The organism is Pseudarthrobacter sp. NBSH8, assembly GCF_014217545.1.
In the GTDB taxonomy this organism is placed as follows: Bacteria; Actinomycetota; Actinomycetes; order Actinomycetales; family Micrococcaceae; genus Arthrobacter.
The window spans coordinates 2,742,376-2,759,292 of sequence record NZ_CP043178.1 but is presented as its reverse complement, the minus strand read 5'-3'; the positions used below and the strand labels follow the sequence as shown (position 1 = coordinate 2,759,292).

Annotated in this window: 13 protein-coding genes; 9 read left to right on the top strand and 4 right to left on the bottom strand. The window is 64.3% G+C overall.

Annotation, left to right across the window (positions count from 1 at the left end):
- Positions 1-19 precede the first annotated feature (19 nt).
- Genes hpf through secA form a run of 3 tightly spaced genes read left to right on the top strand, consistent with a single transcriptional unit; the run spans position 20 to position 4,829 of the window.
- Positions 20-745, top strand: a complete 726-nt coding sequence (gene hpf, locus FYJ92_RS12650; RefSeq protein WP_185261030.1) for a ribosome hibernation-promoting factor, HPF/YfiA family — start codon at positions 20-22, stop codon at positions 743-745.
- 32 nt (positions 746-777) lie between these two features.
- Positions 778-2,043 (top strand): winged helix-turn-helix domain-containing protein, encoded by a 1,266-nt coding sequence (locus tag FYJ92_RS12645; RefSeq protein WP_185261029.1) that lies wholly within the window; start codon positions 778-780, stop codon positions 2,041-2,043.
- Positions 2,044-2,090: 47 nt separating this feature from the next.
- On the top strand, positions 2,091-4,829 hold the full coding sequence (gene secA / locus FYJ92_RS12640; RefSeq protein ID WP_185261028.1) for a preprotein translocase subunit SecA: 2,739 nt from the start codon (positions 2,091-2,093) through the stop codon (positions 4,827-4,829).
- A gap of 123 nt (positions 4,830-4,952) precedes the next feature.
- Here the strand turns inward: secA and FYJ92_RS18825 are convergent, their stop codons facing one another.
- Both FYJ92_RS18825 and FYJ92_RS12630 read right to left on the bottom strand, forming a co-directional pair.
- Positions 4,953-5,420: an Rv3235 family protein gene (locus FYJ92_RS18825; RefSeq protein WP_219729664.1), complete on the bottom strand. Its 468-nt coding sequence runs from the start codon at positions 5,418-5,420 to the stop codon at positions 4,953-4,955.
- Between the two features lie 43 nt (positions 5,421-5,463).
- Complete coding sequence (locus tag FYJ92_RS12630; RefSeq protein WP_185261027.1) at positions 5,464-6,297, bottom strand: LysM peptidoglycan-binding domain-containing protein; 834 nt, start codon at positions 6,295-6,297, stop codon at positions 5,464-5,466.
- 149 nt (positions 6,298-6,446) lie between these two features.
- Between FYJ92_RS12630 and FYJ92_RS12625 the strand changes: the two genes are divergently transcribed.
- The gene (locus FYJ92_RS12625) at positions 6,447-7,019 is read left to right on the top strand and encodes a hypothetical protein (RefSeq protein ID WP_185261026.1); all 573 of its coding nucleotides are present in this window, start codon (positions 6,447-6,449) and stop codon (positions 7,017-7,019) included.
- Positions 7,020-7,030: 11 nt separating this feature from the next.
- Here the strand turns inward: FYJ92_RS12625 and FYJ92_RS12620 are convergent, their stop codons facing one another.
- The gene (locus FYJ92_RS12620; RefSeq protein WP_104062208.1) at positions 7,031-7,246 is read right to left on the bottom strand and encodes a helix-turn-helix domain-containing protein; all 216 of its coding nucleotides are present in this window, start codon (positions 7,244-7,246) and stop codon (positions 7,031-7,033) included.
- Between the two features lie 152 nt (positions 7,247-7,398).
- Between FYJ92_RS12620 and FYJ92_RS12615 the strand changes: the two genes are divergently transcribed.
- From FYJ92_RS12615 to FYJ92_RS12600, 4 genes are read left to right on the top strand one after another with little or no spacing between them, the layout of a single operon-like run.
- Positions 7,399-8,043, top strand: coding sequence for a hypothetical protein (locus tag FYJ92_RS12615; RefSeq protein WP_185261025.1), 645 nt, complete (start codon positions 7,399-7,401; stop codon positions 8,041-8,043).
- Positions 8,040-9,347: a chromosome partitioning protein gene (locus tag FYJ92_RS12610; protein WP_185261024.1), complete on the top strand. Its 1,308-nt coding sequence runs from the start codon at positions 8,040-8,042 to the stop codon at positions 9,345-9,347. The genes FYJ92_RS12615 and FYJ92_RS12610 overlap by 4 nt, the downstream gene beginning before the upstream one ends.
- A gap of 57 nt (positions 9,348-9,404) precedes the next feature.
- Positions 9,405-14,258 carry an NAD-glutamate dehydrogenase gene (locus FYJ92_RS12605; protein WP_185261023.1) on the top strand — a complete coding sequence of 1,618 codons (4,854 nt, stop codon included), beginning with the start codon at positions 9,405-9,407 and terminating at the stop codon, positions 14,256-14,258.
- A 28-nt stretch (positions 14,259-14,286) separates the two neighbouring features.
- Complete coding sequence (locus FYJ92_RS12600) at positions 14,287-15,756, top strand: sensor histidine kinase (RefSeq protein WP_185261022.1); 1,470 nt, start codon at positions 14,287-14,289, stop codon at positions 15,754-15,756.
- Between the two features lie 162 nt (positions 15,757-15,918).
- Here FYJ92_RS12600 and FYJ92_RS12595 read toward each other — a convergent pair whose 3' ends face one another.
- Positions 15,919-16,167 carry a WhiB family transcriptional regulator gene (locus tag FYJ92_RS12595; protein WP_003804966.1) on the bottom strand — a complete coding sequence of 83 codons (249 nt, stop codon included), beginning with the start codon at positions 16,165-16,167 and terminating at the stop codon, positions 15,919-15,921.
- 231 nt (positions 16,168-16,398) lie between these two features.
- On the opposite strand from FYJ92_RS12595, the gene FYJ92_RS12590 reads away from it, so the two are divergent.
- On the top strand, positions 16,399-16,908 hold the full coding sequence (locus tag FYJ92_RS12590) for a hypothetical protein (protein ID WP_370525964.1): 510 nt from the start codon (positions 16,399-16,401) through the stop codon (positions 16,906-16,908).
- The last annotated feature ends 9 nt before the right edge of the window (positions 16,909-16,917 follow it).

Sequence of the window (16,917 nt, the reverse complement as noted above, 5' to 3'; positions counted from 1 at the left end):
AAGTCATTTGGAGGGCACCATGGAGTTTATGATCAGCGGACGAAATCTCACGGTCTCAGACCGATTCCGCGAATACGCCGGTGAAAAGATCTCGAAGATCGAGTCACTTGGCGACAAGGTCCAGCGGGTAGATGCGAAGGTTTCCAAGGAAACGAATGCACGCCAGACCGGCGACCAGCTCACCGTTGAAGTGACGGTTCTGGGCCGGGGACCCGTAATCCGTGCCGAAGCCAGCGCCGCAGACAAATTTGCTGCGTTCGATCTCGCCTACACCAAGCTCCTTGAACGTCTCCGCCGCGCCAAGGACCGCAAGAAGGTCCACCACGGGCGTCACACACCCAAGGCAGTACGTGAGGCCACCGCGTCACTGGAACCCGCAAGTACCAGCGAGCCCATTTACGTCGAGGCGAGCCATCGCAGCGAAGCCCAGGCAGCACCTGTTGAACGATCGCCCTACGAGGTCGAGAACGACATCCCGGCAGGGGACTCTCCTGTACTGATCCGGCGCAAGGTCTTCCCTGCGGCCTCCCTCACCCTTGACGATGCTGTGGACAACATGGAGCTCGTGGGCCACGATTTCTACCTGTTTGTGGATAAAGCCACTAACACGCCCTCGGTGGTCTACCGGCGCCGTGGCTGGACCTATGGAGTGATTACCCTGGACCACGAATGCGAGCCAGGGGAAACGGCCGTCGAAGAAAAAATCCTCGCCTACCGCTCCGATGACGAGGCTGCAAGGATCTAGGTCGCTTTACGCCTCTCAATGAAAGGACTGATGTGCCAGCGACGCTGAGCCTAAACCAGGCCCGGCGGATCGCACTGGCAGCTCAGCGACTCGACAAAGGACGGCCCGCCGGCCCCGTGACCCTACGGACGGTGGGCCGTACCTTTGCCCGGATCCAGCTTGTCCAGATCGATTCCGTCAACGTGTTGTCCCGCAGTCACTTTCTGCCCTTCTTTTCAAGGCTCGGCAACTACGACCGCAACATACTTCAGCGGATGGCCAGCTCGCCTCCCAGACGAATGATGGAGTACTGGGCGCACGAGGCCAGCTTCATCCGGCCCGAGCACTTCCAGGACCTCCGCTTGTGGCAGAAACGCACGTGGGTGGGGGCAGCCGCCATGGACCCGGAACTGCGCGACGCCGTGGCCGGAAAGATCCTCGGCGCCCTCGCCAAAGGGCGGCCCATGACAGCCGCGGAACTGACGGCGTACATCGGGCATGTGGAGGACCGGCGGGACGACAACTGGGGATGGAACTGGAATGCCGTTAAACGCGTGCTTGAAGACCTGTTCGAGGCCGGCACCATCTCCGCGGCGTCCAGAACCGAACAATTCGAGCGAAAATACACGCTGACGGCCAAGGTACTGCCGCGCCGGCTTGCCCTCGAAGTCACGCCGGACCCTGTTGAGGCCATGCATCGGCTCATCGACGCCGCCGCGCAAGCCCATGGCATCGGAACCGTGAAGTGTTTCGCGGATTACTTCCGAACGCCCGTCAAGGCGGCAGCTTCTTCGGTGGACCATCTGGTCAGCATGGGGAGGCTGGAGCCGGTGGCTGTCGCGGGCTGGGACCGGAAGGTATATCTCCATGCCGACGCAGCCAGGCCGCGGCGGGCAGATGGGCGGGCCCTGCTCAGTCCCTTTGACTCCCTTGTCTTCGAACGGCGCCGGCTGGAGGAGCTCTTCGGGTTCCACTACCGGATCGAGATTTACACGCCCTCGCACCTCCGGCGCTTCGGGTACTACGTCCTGCCCTTCCTGCTGGGCGAGACGATCGTGGCGCGGGTGGACCTTAAAGCGGACCGTGCGGCAGGAAAACTGATGGTCAGGTCCGCGTACGGTGAGCCGGACGCACCGCCAGGAACCGCCGTCGAAGTCGCCGCCGAGCTGGAGCTGATGGCCGGATGGCTGGAGCTGGACGACATTGTGGTCAGCCCGGTCGGCGACTTGGCGGAGTCCCTCGCGGGGGCCCTGCACCACCGTGCGGGCCCGCTCCGCTCTCAGGGAACACCGGCCGCGTGGCCTGTGTCTCTCCCGTAGACTAAAAACGCCAGAATTCGGCAGCATAAGACTGGGAGTATCTTCACGTGGCATCACTTATCGAAAAACTTCTCCGCACGGGTGACAAAAAAACCCTGCGGCAACTGCGGAACTATGCCGATTCCATCAATGCGCTCGAAGACTCGTTCAAAACCTTCACGGATGCAGAGCTCCGCGAGGAAACTGACCACCTCCGCGCCCGCCACCAGGACGGTGAGCAACTGGACGATCTCCTGCCGGAGGCTTTCGCCGCGGTGCGCGAGGCCTCATCCAGGACCCTGGGCATGCGTCACTTTGACGTCCAGCTCATGGGCGGCGCTGCCCTCCACCTCGGCAACATCGCCGAAATGAAGACCGGCGAAGGTAAGACGCTCGTGGCCACCGCGCCCGCCTACCTCAACGCCCTCACCGGCAATGGTGTCCACGTCATCACGGTGAACGACTACCTTGCCGAATACCAGTCTGACCTCATGGGCCGGGTCTACCGGTTCCTTGGCCTGACCAGCGGTTGCATCCTGTCCAACCAGGATCCCGCGGTGCGCCGGCAGCAATACGCCGCGGACATCACCTACGGCACAAACAACGAGTTCGGTTTTGACTACCTGCGCGACAACATGGCGTGGGACCAGTCAGAACTCGTCCAGCGTGGCCACAACTTCGCCATTGTTGATGAGGTCGACTCCATCCTCATCGACGAAGCCCGCACACCACTCATCATTTCCGGCCCGGCACAGGGCGACACCAACCGGTGGTACAGCGAATTTGCCAAGGTAGTGCAGCGGCTGAAGGCCGGTGAGGACTACGAGGCGGACGAGAAGAAGCGCACCGTCGGCGTCCTTGAAAGCGGCATCGAAAAGGTGGAGGACTACCTGGGCATCCAGAACCTCTACGAATCCGCCAACACGCCGCTCATCGGCTTCCTGAACAACGCCATCAAGGCCAAGGAACTGTTCAAGCGGGACAAGGACTACGTCATCCTCGACGGCGAAGTGCTGATCGTTGACGAACATACTGGCCGCATCCTGGCCGGGCGCCGCTACAACGAGGGCATGCACCAGGCCATCGAGGCCAAGGAAGCCGTGGAGATCAAGGCCGAAAACCAGACGCTGGCCACGGTGACGCTCCAGAACTACTTCCGGATGTACTCCAAGCTGGCAGGCATGACCGGGACGGCCGAGACTGAGGCCGCCGAGTTCATGGGCACGTACAAGCTCGGCGTGGTGGCCATCCCCACCAACCGGGACATGCAGCGCCTCGACCAGTCAGACCTCGTGTTCAAGAACGAAAAGGTGAAGTTCGACGCCGTCGTAAAGGACATTGCCGAGCGTCACGAGGAGGGCCAGCCCATCCTGGTGGGCACCACAAGTGTCGAAAAGAGTGAATACCTCTCCGGGCTGCTCGCCAAGGAGGGCATCAGGCACGAAGTCCTGAACGCCAAGAACCACGCCCGTGAGGCGGCCATCGTTGCGCAGGCCGGACGCAAGAGTGCTGTCACGGTGGCCACCAACATGGCAGGCCGAGGCACGGACATCATGCTGGGCGGCAACGCCGAATTCACCGCGGTGGCCGACCTCGCCAGGCGCGGGCTGGACCCGGAAGAGAATTCCGAAGAGTACGAAACCGCCTGGCCTGCTGCCTTGGAGGCCGCCAATCAGTCCGTGAAGGACGAACACGAGGAAGTCTTGAACCTCGGCGGGCTGTATGTCCTGGGAACTGAGCGTCACGAGTCCCGCCGCATCGACAACCAGCTCCGTGGCCGTTCCGGCCGCCAGGGCGACCCCGGCGAATCACGCTTCTACCTCTCCCTGACCGATGACCTGATGCGGCTCTTCAACTCCGGCGCAGCCGAGCGGTTGATGAACAGTTCCGTTCCGGATGACGTGGCTTTGGAATCGAAACTCGTTTCCCGGGCCATCGCGTCGGCGCAGGGCCAGGTTGAAGGCCGCAACGCCGAGCAGCGCAAGAATGTCCTGAAGTACGACGACGTCCTGAACCGCCAGCGCGAAGCCATCTACGGTGACCGCCGCCGGATCCTCGAAGGTGACGACCTGCACGAGAAGGTCCAGTTCTTCGTCGAGGACACCATCACCGCCCTGATCGACTCCGCCACGGCCGAAGGCAATGGCGACGACTGGGACTACACCCAGCTGTGGACCAACCTCAAGACGCTCTACCCTGTCAGCGTCACAGCGGAAGAGATCATTGAGGAAGCCGGTGGCAAGTCCAAGCTCACTGTTGAATTCCTCAAGGAAGAACTGCTCTCCGATGCCCGCGTGGTCTACCAGACCCGGGAAGAGACCATCGGTTCCGAAAGCATGCGCGAGCTGGAACGCCGCGTGGTGCTGTCAGTCATCGGGCGTAAGTGGCAGGAACACCTCTACGAGATGGACTACCTCAAGGAAGGCATCGGCCTGCGTGCCATGGCACAGCGTGACCCGCTGGTGGAATACCAGCGCGAGGGCTTCACCATGTTCCAGAGCATGATGGAGGCCATCCGCGAGGAAAGCGTCGGTTTCCTCTTCAATCTTGAAGTTGAGGTGACTCCGGCCCAGGATGTGGTGGTTCCGGACGCAGCCGGCGGCCACACCGAGCACGTTGAGCCGCAGATCCACGCCGCCGGCCTGGAAGCGCCGGAGAAGCCTGCCCAGCTGCAGTACACGGCTCCCCGTGAAGACGGCGCATCCGAGACCCGGGTGGAAGCCCGCTCCTCGTCCAAGTCCGGCAACCCGGCCAAAGCTGCAGCGCAGGACGCCACCAAGCGTCCGGCCAAGAAGAAGCGCCGCTGATCCAGTCACAGTTTCCAGGCAAATACCTGTAGGCCGTAGCCGGACAAAAGAAGTGCCCGGAGCAATTTAGCTCCGGGCACTTCTTCGTCTGTGACCGCGTGGCTGCCAATTGTGGGCAAACGGTCAGCCGACCATAAACTCGGTCACGCGCCAGACCTGCTTGCTGCGTTCAAGGCGGACCGCCACCGCCCGGGCCCGGACATCGTCGACCACCACGGCGCTTGCCTCATAAATGCCCGGGGCGACCTCGCATGCGCGGACCGAGCGCACGATGGAGTTCCTGTGCAGCCGGGCCAGGGATGGCGAGGCGGACCGGCCCTGTTCGCGGCGGATCAGGGCCGAGCGGTGCTGCAGGACGGCGAGGCAGCGCGGATCCAGGCGCCGCGCGAGCTGGTGGATCGGCCGGATGCCGGCGAGGACTTCCATGGCCGCCTGGACGGTGCTGCGGGTGATTGCCAGGATTTCTGAGGTCTCGTCTGCAGCACGCAGGGGCGCGACCGGCGCGGAAGTGGTGCGCGGAGGTGCCTGGCGGACTGCTGCCACGCGGCCCGGGTTAACCGGGGCGGAGCGGATTGGCGTAACTGCGTACATGTGATTCCCCTTAGTCGTGAGCTGATGAATGTCGGAACGTGGGTCAGGCCGCGGAGGGTGCTTTCAATATCTGCCCGGGCAGCAGGACGTGCGGGCTCTCGCCGATCTGGGATTTGTTGGCCTCATACCAGCGGGGCCACTGCAGGGCGACGTCCACATCCGACGCAGCCGGGCCCAAGTGTCCGGAGGCGATGTCCCACAGTGTGTCGCCGGCAAGCACCGTGACCTCACTCAACGCCGGCAGTGTGGTCTGCTCCGCACGGACGGGCTGGGCAGCCATCAGGCCGGGGTCCAGAACCGGCGGGCTGGGCCGCCAGTCGGGCCGGACCGCAGCCGCAGGAGCTTGGCTGGTCTGGTCTCCTGGGTTCCCGGGAGCTGTGCCCTCTGCTTCCGGGATCTGCGGGTGGCCGCTGGTGGGGGACCACTGCGCCTGGATGGCTACGCCGTGGACCGGTACGTCCTGGACGGCCACTTCCTGTGTAGGTACCCAGGCAGGTCCGGCCGGTGGTGCGGCCGCGTGAGCCAGCGGTGCCGTCAGCAGTTGCACCGACAGTACGGCCACAGCAAGCCGACGCATAAATTCCGGGCAGCACTTGCCTGTCCTGTCGGCGGCCCGCCGCCTGCCGCACTTTTCAAGCACGGCAGCCGTTGCCGCCACCATCATCGAGAGGATCCACCAGGCCACGATGGCCAGTCCTGCGGCAACGGCCACGACACCAAGCAGGTCATCGAGGTCCGGGCCTTGCCGGCGGGCTGTTGATACTTGCCACCGATCCACCATGCTCCCGCCGGCGATGCAGAGGAAGAATCCCAACAGAAGGATGGACGCCGCCATAACGGCGTCTGCGCGGAGCCCGCGTGCTGTACCTGCCGCCATGGTGGTTCCTATCTTAGGTTTGGTGCAGTTTGATGTTGTTTGATAAAGCTAGGACCAGTTTGACGCAACTGTGCCGGGTTTGTCCAGAGACTGGAGTGAAGTCTTCGGTGAATTGACCCCGGATGAAGCCGCGCCCTACGCTTGGCCCCATGCGTTGGGATGCTCTGTTCAGTGACATGGAGGCACAGTTCGCCGAGGGCGAGCGGCTGGGGCTTGATGCCGAGATCTCTGAGCGGGCGAGAGCGGAAACAGCCTCCGTAGCCCTGGCTGACCGCTTGCGGGGTTCCTTGGAGAGTCACGTGGCAGTGCACCTGGTGTGTGGACGCGTCTTCGAAGGAACCTTGAGTCATGCCGGCGCCGACGCCCTGGTCCTGAACGAGATGCGTCACCAGGTGCTGATCCCGTATGGCGCAGTGGCGAGCTACGCGGGCTTGGGGCGGGTCTCCGTGGCCGAGACGTCGCAGGTACGGCGCCGGATCGGATTGGCACATGCGCTGCGGGGCCTCGCGCGTGACCGGGCCGAACTGGCCGTCACTCTGCGCCACGCGCCGGAAAGAGACTCTGGGCTGGCCGGAGTCATTGACAGGGTAGGAAGTGACTTTTTGGACTTGGCGCTGGTCACCCCCGGGGAGTCCCGGCGGGCATCGCAGGTCCGGCAGGTTGCCACGATTCCGTTTGCGGCGCTGGGGGCACTCCGGTCATGGAGTGCAAGGGAACTCTAGCGGGGCCTGGGTCAGCCCTGCTTGGCTTTGGCTTCCTGGATCATGCGGCTGGCCTCGGCGTAACGCTCTTCGATGTATTGCTCCAGCATCTTTTCCTCGACGCGCCACTGCCCCCGACCACCCACCTGGATGGCTTTCAATTCTCCGCTGCGAACCAGGGCATAAGCCGCCGGCGAGTTGATCTGCAGTTGTTCAGCAACATCGGCAAGGGTGAGGAATCTGGGCATGGTTCCATTTTGCCATTGAAGGTGCCATTTAGTGCGGTTATCCACAGTTTGATGTTGTTTGGCCGTTTGACTTTTGTTCCGGGGCCCATGCCGTAACAATGAGGTGTCCGGGCGCAGCCAACCGACTGGGCCGGAGCAAGGGGGAGAAAAGCATGAGTCACGATGCAGCTACTACGGGTGCCAGGTTGAGACCGCCGTCGTGGAAGGATCCCCGCCTGCTGGTTGGCGTATTGCTGGTCCTGGCATCGGTGGTGGGAGTGATCTCCCTGGTTGGCAGCGCCGATCAGACCACCGAGGTTTACGCCGCCCGGGACTCCATTGCGGTAGGTGAGAAGCTGACCGCGGACAATGTGGTCCGGACCAAGGTCCGCCTGGGTGAGACTGAACAACATTACGTCACCGTTGAAGCAGGACTGCCGGACGGGCTGGTGGCAGTCCAGAGAATCGGCAAGCACCAGTTGGTGCCGAAGGAAAGCCTGGCCACTGTGGATACGTTGGACCGCAAGCCCGTGGCCGTGACCGTTGATGAAGCACTGCCGCCCCAGGCAGTGGCCGGGACCCGGGTGGATGTCTGGGTTGCCTTGCCGGATGCACGCAACGGTTTCAGTGAGCCAAAGCTCCTGCTGCCTCGCGCGGAAATTGCCCAGGTGACCGCCGGCTCCACGGCCTTGGGGTCCTCCCGCAACACGGTGCTGATGTTGCTGGTTGCCGACAGCCACATGCCGGCCCTCCTCGGCGCGCAGGCGAACCAGGCCAAGATTTCAGTGGTGTGGAACCCGGGCGGCGGGGCCTCATGAGCATCCCCGTGGTCACCGTGGGACAGGCCCGCGAGGATGTGGTGGGCGGGTTGGAGCGGCTGCACGGTCCCGTCACTGTGGTCCGTCGCTGCGCCGAACTGACCGAACTGCTGGCCGCCTGCCAGAGCGGCCTGGCGCAGGCTGCGGTTGTGGCCGACGGTTGCGAGAGCCTGACTGCGTCGCTCGTTGACCGGCTCGGTGCCGTGGGCGTGGCGATCATCGCCCTCACGGATGACGCCGACGAGGCCGCCAGGCTGCGGGGGATCGGCGTGGCGTCCGCACTGACCGGAGTGGAGTCTGCCGCCTTGGCCGGCAGGATTGCCGAAGCGGTTGCCCAGCTGACCGGCACTGCCTCGGTTACGACGCCCGGGAGTGGGCTGGGGGATAGCGGTGCTGCGCTGCGCCAGCGGCCAGCCGACCAGGCGGACGTGCCGCCGGCCTCCGGGGCGGGCAAGATCATTGCCGTGTGGGGTCCCGCCGGTTCACCCGGCCGGACCTTCGTTGCAGCCAACATCGCAGGGGAGTTGGCTGCGGATGGCAAATCCGTGCTCCTCGTCGACGCCGACAGTTACGGGGCCAGCATGGCGGCAGTCCTGGGCCTGCTGGATGAATCTGCCGGGATCGCACAGGCCTGCCGGCTTGCGGACCAGGGACTGCTCGACGCCGACGCGTTGCTGAAGGTGGCCACGCCGGTCACCACCAAGCTTGGGACTTTCCGGGTCCTGACCGGCATTACGCGGGCGGACAGGTGGACCGAATTGCGGGCAGCAGCCCTGTCGCTGGTGCTGGAACGCGCGAAGGAGGTTGCCGACGTCGTGGTTGTGGACACCGGCTTCTGCCTGGAGGCGGACGAGGAACTCAGCTTCGACACGATGGCTCCGCGCCGGAACGCCGCGACACTGCGGAGCCTGGAACTGGCGGACACCGTTTATGCCGTGGGGGCCGCCGATCCGGTGGGGGTTCCCCGGCTTGTCCGCGGCCTCGCGGAGCTCGAGTTGGCAGTACCGCAGGTGTCTCCTGTTGTGGTGATGAACAAGGTCCGGGCGGCGGCGGTGGGGAGATCCCCGGAGCGCCAGCTGAAGGATGCGTGGGGGCGGTATGGCCCGTCGTCGCAGATCGCGGCCTTCCTGCCAGCGGACAGCCCCGCAGCTGACGCGGCGCTGCTCGGCGGCTCGCTACTGCTCGAAACGGCGCCGGATGCCAAGCTTCGGCACGCGATCGCCGAATTGGTTTGTGCACCTGTCCAGCGATCCTCCAGATCCTCTGTATTTTCTTCCACACCGAGGCTTCAGCGAAAGGGCTAGGCTCACCGTAGGAGCTGCAACGGTGCAGCATCAAACTTGTGATGGAGGCGTTTGTTGATGTCGTCTGGATCCAGCGTGGAGGATCAAGCCTTGGCTATTGGTGACCGGGAGGGATTCCTGGCGGATTATTACCAGCATCTTGCCGAAGAGGATGCCCGGACGTATTCCCCGGAGGTGCTGGCCAGCCGGGCGGAAACCCACCGCGGTGTCGCCGCGAACCGGCAGCCGGGCCAGGCTCAGGTTTCCATCGTCAACGAGGAAGACAGCAGCGTCGTCTATGTCGTCACGGACGATATGCCTTTCCTTGTTGACTCGGTCAACGCCGAGCTTGTGCGCCAGAACGCCGCCATCGGACTTGTCCTTCATCCGCTGTTCGTGGTGACCCGGAACCGGGAAACGGGGCAGCTGGTTAAGGTTGATCGGGTCCCGTCCCACATTGGTCTCTCCAGCGGTGATACGGCGGCGATGCCCATGTTGTCGCACCTCATTGCGCAAGGCGAAAACGCCTCCCACATGGAGTCGTGGATCGCCGTGGAAATCAACCGCGTCTCCGAAGAGACAAAGGCGTCGTTGCTGGACGGGCTGGACCGCATTCTGGGAGACGTGCGCGCCGCCGTCGAAGACTGGCCCAAGATGCGAAACAAGGCCCAACAGATTGCCGCGAGTCTGGACCAGGTGTCCCACCCGGCCCAGATTGCCGAACTGCGGCAGGCGCAGGACCTTTTGCGCTGGCTCGACGACGGCAACTTCACTTTCCTCGGATACCGCGAGTACGACCTGGTCACCGTCGACGGTGAAGATGTGCTGGAGCTGCGTGAAGACAGCGGTCTCGGACTGCTCCGGGCGAAGCCGGGCGCTCCGCACATGCAGCACCTCACCGACGCCGGCCGAAAAAAGGCGCGGGAAAAGAAGGCGCTGGTAATCACGAAGGCAAACTCGCGGTCCACGGTCCACCGTCCCGCGTACCTTGACTACATCGGCGTGAAGAGTTTTGACGCCGTAGGCAACGTCAACGGCGAGCGCCGCTTCATCGGCCTGTTCGCGACCAGTGCCTACGCCGGATCCGTCCGGAACATCCCCATCGTGCGCGAAAAAGTGGACGCCGTGCTGGGCAATGCGGGCTTCCCGCCGGACTCACACTCCGGCAAGGACCTTTTGGGGATCCTGGAGACGTACCCCCGCGACGAACTGTTCCAGATCGAGACCGAGGACCTGGCGGCCACAGCAACCGGCATCCAGAGATTGCAGGAGCGGCGGCGGACCCGCCTGTTCCTCCGGCCGGACATCTACGGCCGTTTTATGTCCGCGTTGGTCTACCTTCCGCGTGACCGGTACACCACCAATGTCCGTCTCCGCATCGAGGAAGAACTGCGGACCACGTTCCAGGCGGAGACCATCGACTACGAGGCGCGCATGACCGAATCGGCCCTCGCCCGCCTGTTCTTCCGGATCCGCCTGCCCAAGGGCGCTGAGATTAGCCACGTTAACGCCGATGAGCTTGAAGCGCGGCTGGTCCGGGCAGCCCGTTCGTGGAGTGAGGGCATCGCTGAAGTCCTGCGGGAACGCGGCGCGGATGAGCAGGCGAAGGAGCTCGCAGCCATCTGGTCGGAGGCTTTTCCGGCCGGCTACCGGGTGGATTACGAAGTCGAAGACGCGCTGGAGGACATCGCCCGTTTCGAGAAATACGGGGCTGAAGCCGAGCGCACAGCCGGTGCAAAGCAGGAACGGCCGGGCGTCCACGTGTACTTGCCCAAGGGTGCCGGTGAAGTCCTCGAAGAGGATGCCCGCGTCAAGCTGTACATGTTGGAGCCCAAGAGCCTGAGCCAGATCCTGCCGTTCTTCCACAATCTTGGACTCGAGGTGCTGGATGAGCGGCCCTTTGAGATCGAGACAGCTGACCAGCGCGACTTCTTCCTCTATGACCTCGGGCTGAAATACCCTGCCGGCATTGATCCGCTGGCCACAGGACAGCTGCTGGCCGACTCGTTCGGTGCCGCCGTATCCGGCGCCGTTGAGTCGGACAGCTTTGACCGGCTGGTTCTGCGTGAGGGGATGCAGTGGCGCCAGATCACGGTCCTGCGGGCCTACACCCGGTACATGCGGCAAATGGGGAACACCAACTCGGTGGGTTTCATGGCGGACACTCTGCTCGCCAATCCCGAGGTCACCAAGGCCCTGACGGCTCTTTTCGCGGCCCGGTTCGACCCCGCCCTGAGTGGGACCGAGCGCCTTGTGGCGCAGGAGAAGGTCCGTGGCGAGTTGTCAGCTGCCATTGACGAGGTGGCAACGCTCGACGCCGACCGTGTGCTGCGGACCTTGGCGAACCTGATCGAGGCGACCCTACGCACCAATTACTACCAGTACAAGACGCACCTGAGCTTCAAGCTCGATCCTGCCCGGATTGAGGGGCTGCCGTTCCCGCGGCCGATGTTCGAAATCTGGGTCTATTCCCCGCGGGTCGAGGGCGTCCACCTCCGCTTCGGCAAGGTGGCCCGTGGCGGCTTGCGCTGGTCTGACCGGCGCGAGGATTTCCGGACGGAGATCCTTGGCCTGGTGAAGGCGCAGACCGTCAAGAACGCGGTCATCGTGCCCACCGGGGCCAAGGGCGGTTTCTTCGCCAAGCGGCTGCCCGACCCCGCCGCGGACCGTGCGGCGTGGATGGCCGAGGGTGTTGAAAGCTATAAGACGTTCATCCGGGGCCTGTTGGACCTCACTGACAACCTCGTCGCCGGAGCTGAAGGCGAAACTGTTGTGCCGCCGTCGGACGTTGTAAGGCACGACGACGACGATTCCTACCTCGTGGTGGCGGCGGACAAGGGGACGGCCACGTTCTCCGACATCGCCAACGGGCTGGCGGCTGAATACGGGTTCTGGCTTGGTGACGCGTTCGCTTCCGGAGGTTCGGTGGGGTATGACCACAAGGCCATGGGCATCACGGCCCGTGGCGCCTGGGAGTCGGTAAAACGCCACTTCAGCGAGCTTGACGTGGACACCCAGACCCAGCCGTTCAGCGTGGTGGGCGTGGGCGACATGTCCGGTGACGTGTTTGGCAATGGCATGCTCCTGTCCCGGCACATCCGGTTGCTGGCGGCTTTCGACCACCGGCACATCTTCCTGGACCCCGCACCGGAAACGGAATCGTCGTTCGTGGAACGGCGGAGGCTGTTTGAACTGCCGCGGTCCTCTTGGGATGACTACGACAAGTCCCTCATAAGCGAAGGCGGCGGCGTGTACGCCCGCCAGGCCAAATCCATTCCGGTCTCGCCGCAGGTCCGGGCGGCGCTGGGTCTGCCGGAGGCGATCACCGAGCTGAGCCCGCCGGAACTTCTCCGCGCCATTCTGCTCGCCCCCGCCGACCTGCTGTACAACGGCGGGATCGGAACGTACGTCAAGGCCAGCACCGAGTCCAACGCGTCCGTAGGTGACAAGGCCAATGACTCCATCCGCGTGGACGGCCAGGACCTTCGGGTCAAGGTGGTGGGCGAAGGCGGAAACCTGGGCATGACGCAGCGCGGCCGCATCGAAGCCGCCCTGCAAGGCGTCATCCTGAACACCGACGCGATCGACAACTCGGCCGGCGTCGACTGCTCCGACCATGAAGTGAACATCAAGATCTTCGTTGACCGGATGGTCGCTGCGGACAAACTGACCACGGAGGAACGGGCAGGGTTCCTCGCCTCCATGACGGACGAAGTGGGGCGGCTGGTCCTTGAGGACAACGTGGACCAGAACATCCTGCTTCTGAACGACCGGATGCGCGTGGCCGAGTGGAGCCCCAGTTATGAGCGCCTAATGGACTGGCTGGAAAAGTCGGCTGACCTGAAGCGTGACCTTGAAGCGCTGCCCAGCACCGAAACGCTGCGGGAACGCCTAGGCCAAGGTCAGGGGCTGACGTCACCGGAGCTTTCGGTGCTGGCGGCTTACGCGAAGATCGAACTGGCGTCGGCACTGCGTGACAGCGACCTCGCCGACGATCCCTGGTTCCGAGCGACGCTGCGCGCGTACTTCCCGCAGCAGCTGCGGGAACGGTTCGACGCCGAACTGGACACCCATCCGCTGCGGCGCGAGATCATTGCCACGGTGGTGGCCAACGACATGATCAACATGGGCGGCATCACGTTCGCCTTCCGCACCATGGAGGAAACCTCGGCCACGGAGGTGGCCGTGGCCAAGTCCTTCGTGGCGCTCCGCGAGATCTTCGACCTGACCACCATGGTGGCGGAGCTGAACAGCCTGCCGGCGTCGTTCCCCACCGAACACTGGAGCACCGTCCACCTGGACATCCGCCGCCTGCTGGACCGCGCCGTCCGGTGGCTGCTGGCCCAGGGCGGCACGTCCCGGCCCATCGCGGAGACCGTGGCCGAATTCAAGCCGCTCCTGGACCCGATGCGCGCGCGGCTGCTGGATTATCTCCGCGGCGATGACCGTGACCGCGTTGACAACTGGCTGGAGACCGCGCGCGGGTGGGAGCTTCCGGAGGGGCTTGCCATTAGGTGGGCGGAGCTCTTCGAGAGCTTTGCCCTGCTGGACATCGCCAAGATCGTGCATGCCCGTAAGGAGCCGGTGGAAGAGATTGCGGCGGTTTACTACACCGTGTTCAACCGCTTCCACGCTGACTCGCTGCTGGAACGGATCAGCAGCCTGCCGCGCCAGGACAGATGGCAGGCGCTGGCCAGGGCCGCACTCCGGGATGACCTCTATTCCACCGTCTCGGACATGACGACGGCGGTACTCGAGTCAACAGCGTCCAGGGACTCTGCGGAGGACAGGCTGAAGGACTGGGAACGCCAGAATGCCGAGCAGCTGGGCAGGGCGAAGAGCATGTTTGACGAGGTCAACTCGCTCGAAGCCGACGATATGGCGTCGCTGTCGGTAGCATTGAGGCTCTTGAGGTCAATCGTCCGACGCTAGGAATCCCGGCGTCGTAACTGGAGGTGCAGTGGCAATCTTTACGGACCCCATCAGGGAACACGCTGATTTCGGGCCGGGCGATGCCGAATGGCTGCACCTCCTGGTGGGCGACTGGCAGATGGTCGCTGACCTGGCGTTCGCCGACCTGGCATTGTGGTTCCCGCACCCGGATCACGGCTATGTGGCGCTGGCGCACGTCAGGCCGTCAACCACGCACACCGTGTTCCACGGCGACTTTGTGGGCGAGCCCATCCGGCAGGACCTGCAGCCGCTGGTGGACAAGGCCTGGAGCAGCCGCGCCATCGAACGGTCCAGCGAGACCAACTGGAGCACGGACATGGCGTTGCGGGTGGAGGCTGTGCCGATGGTCCGCAACGGCCGGACCCTGGCCGTGGTGACCACTCACATGGACCTGTCCAGTTCCAGGATGCCGTCCCGCCTGGAGCTGACGTACCGGCAGTGCGCCTACGATCTCCTCCGGATGGGAACGCTGGGACTGTGGCCCGACTTTGCCTCGCCCACCGGTTCGCGCCGCGGCGCGCCTCGTGTGGGGGACGGGCTGATCCGGCTCGACGCCGAAGGCATTGTGCAGTACGCAAGCCCCAACGGGGTATCGGCCTTCCGGCGGCTGGGCGACGGCGAGTCACTGGAAGGCCGTTCCCTGGCCGAGGTGACCGCCGGCCTGCTGAAGGACCGGCGGCTCGTGGACGAGACGCTGCCGCTGGTGGTGACCGGCCGGATGCCGTGGCGCAGTGAGATCGAATCCCGTGGTGTGAGCCTGTCACTGCGGGCCATCCCGCTGCGGGATGAGCAGCAGCGCTTTGGTGCGCTGGTGCTGTGCCGGGACGTGTCCGAACTGCGGCGTCGGGAGATGGAACTCGTCACCAAGGACGCAACCATCCGCGAGATCCACCACCGGGTGAAAAACAACCTTCAGACCGTTGCAGCCCTGCTGCGTATGCAGTCCCGCCGCATGGTCAGCGACGAGGCCAAGCAAGGCCTGGAGCAGGCGATGCGGCGCGTGGCGACCATCGCACTGGTGCATGAGACGCTGTCGCAGGGCCTGGCGCAGAGCGTTGACTTCGACGAGCTGATCGGCCGCCAGTTCAGGCTGTCCGCGGAGGTCGCTTCGCCGTCGCAGCAGGTCAAGACCGAGCGTGCCGGATTGTTTGGCGAACTGCCCAGCGACTTCGCCACCCCGCTGGCACTGGTCATCAATGAACTGGTGACCAACGCCGTCGAGCATGGCCTCGAAGGACGCACTGGCACGGTGTGGCTCATCGCCGACCGTTCCGAAGAGGAGGACGGCGAGGAACTGCTGACCGTCACCATTGCCGACGACGGTGTGGGACTCCCGGATACGCCGCACGTCGAGGGACTGGGACTGCAGATTGTCCGCACGCTGGTCACCAGTGAGCTGGGCGGCACCATCGCGTGGCAGCCGCGCGAGGGAGGCGGAACGGCCGTCCAGATCCGGCTCAGCCTGGCGCCCAGATAGCCCGGGGACCTCGCCGGCGACTTGAAGGTCACTGACTTAACTGCCGATGGCCGCAACCCGGAAGGGTCGCGGCCATCGTCATGTGAGGCTGTTGGTGCTTGGCCTATTAGGACCGGGCCCGTTCAGGCTGGGCCCGTGGGACCAAACCTGGATGGACCGAACTTAGGAGGCGCGGCGGGCGCGTGCGGCACGGCGCTTGAGGGCGCGGCGTTCGTCTTCGCTCATGCCGCCCCAGACGCCGGCGTCCTGGCCGGATTCGAGCGCCCACTGGAGGCATGTGTCAACGACGGGGCAGCGGCGGCAAACGCTTTTGGCTTCCTCAATCTGGAGGAGGGCAGGCCCTGTGTTTCCTACCGGGAAAAACAGTTCCGGGTCCTTGTCGAGGCACGCCGCGCGGTTACGCCAATCCATGCTGATCAGTTGCTCCAATTCTGGGATAAGCCGATTGTGAAATAATTCACTAGTAGCTACAAAGGAAAGGGGCCCTCAGGGGCCCCCTTGGTCATCTCAGTCAAGCCTGTCATGTTAACGCTGTGTAAACAAGGGGTAATAGAGCATGGAATCCCCGGATAGCTGAGCGATACATCACACGGGCATTGCCGACCCCCGCCACTGTCCGACTATCTCCGGTAGGGTGCCAGTGTGTCAAGACCCCCCGTACCTCCCTCGAACACTTCCGCTGACGGTTCCCCGGACTCTTCCCCGGGCGGATCGGGGCCGCAGAATGGCCAGGAATTTCCCACCGGCCAGCTGGCCGGACGTCCGGCCAGCGTAACGGTCATTGCGCTGGTTGTCGCCGCTGAAGCCACAGCTTTGCTTGGCGCGGCCACCTGGTACGGATATGAACTTGCGACGGGTGCGCCTGTCCTCTCCTTTTGGGGCGCCGTGTTCACGATGGCATTGCTCCTCGCCTTCGCGGCGTGGTTGTTCGCGGTGGGGCACTTCCTGTTCCGCGGATACCGCTGGACACGGGCTGCTTCCCTGGTGGCCCAGCTGTTTGTCCTGACAGTGGGCGTCCCCACCCTGACGGGGGGCCTCGTCTGGGCCGGGCTCGCCATGCTCTTTCCCGCGCTCCTCGCAATTGTGCTGCTGTTCGACAAGCGTGTCGTCGCCTATGCGTCACGGACGGGCGGTTCCCCGCCGGCTGTCTGAGTTCCCGTC

Excerpts from the sequence above, each read along its gene's own strand:
- hpf (WP_185261030.1), top strand. The coding sequence starts at position 20 with ATGGAGTTTATGATCAGCGGACGAAATCTCACGGTCTCAGACCGATTC.
- FYJ92_RS18825 (WP_219729664.1), bottom strand. The coding sequence starts at position 5,420 with ATGTACGCAGTTACGCCAATCCGCTCCGCCCCGGTTAACCCGGGCCGC.
- FYJ92_RS12630 (WP_185261027.1), bottom strand. The coding sequence starts at position 6,297 with ATGGCGGCAGGTACAGCACGCGGGCTCCGCGCAGACGCCGTTATGGCG.
- FYJ92_RS12625 (WP_185261026.1), top strand. The coding sequence starts at position 6,447 with ATGCGTTGGGATGCTCTGTTCAGTGACATGGAGGCACAGTTCGCCGAG.
- FYJ92_RS12620 (WP_104062208.1), bottom strand. The coding sequence starts at position 7,246 with ATGCCCAGATTCCTCACCCTTGCCGATGTTGCTGAACAACTGCAGATC.
- FYJ92_RS12615 (WP_185261025.1), top strand. The coding sequence starts at position 7,399 with ATGAGTCACGATGCAGCTACTACGGGTGCCAGGTTGAGACCGCCGTCG.
- FYJ92_RS12610 (WP_185261024.1), top strand. The coding sequence starts at position 8,040 with ATGAGCATCCCCGTGGTCACCGTGGGACAGGCCCGCGAGGATGTGGTG.
- FYJ92_RS12605 (WP_185261023.1), top strand. The coding sequence starts at position 9,405 with ATGTCGTCTGGATCCAGCGTGGAGGATCAAGCCTTGGCTATTGGTGAC.
- FYJ92_RS12595 (WP_003804966.1), bottom strand. The coding sequence starts at position 16,167 with ATGGATTGGCGTAACCGCGCGGCGTGCCTCGACAAGGACCCGGAACTG.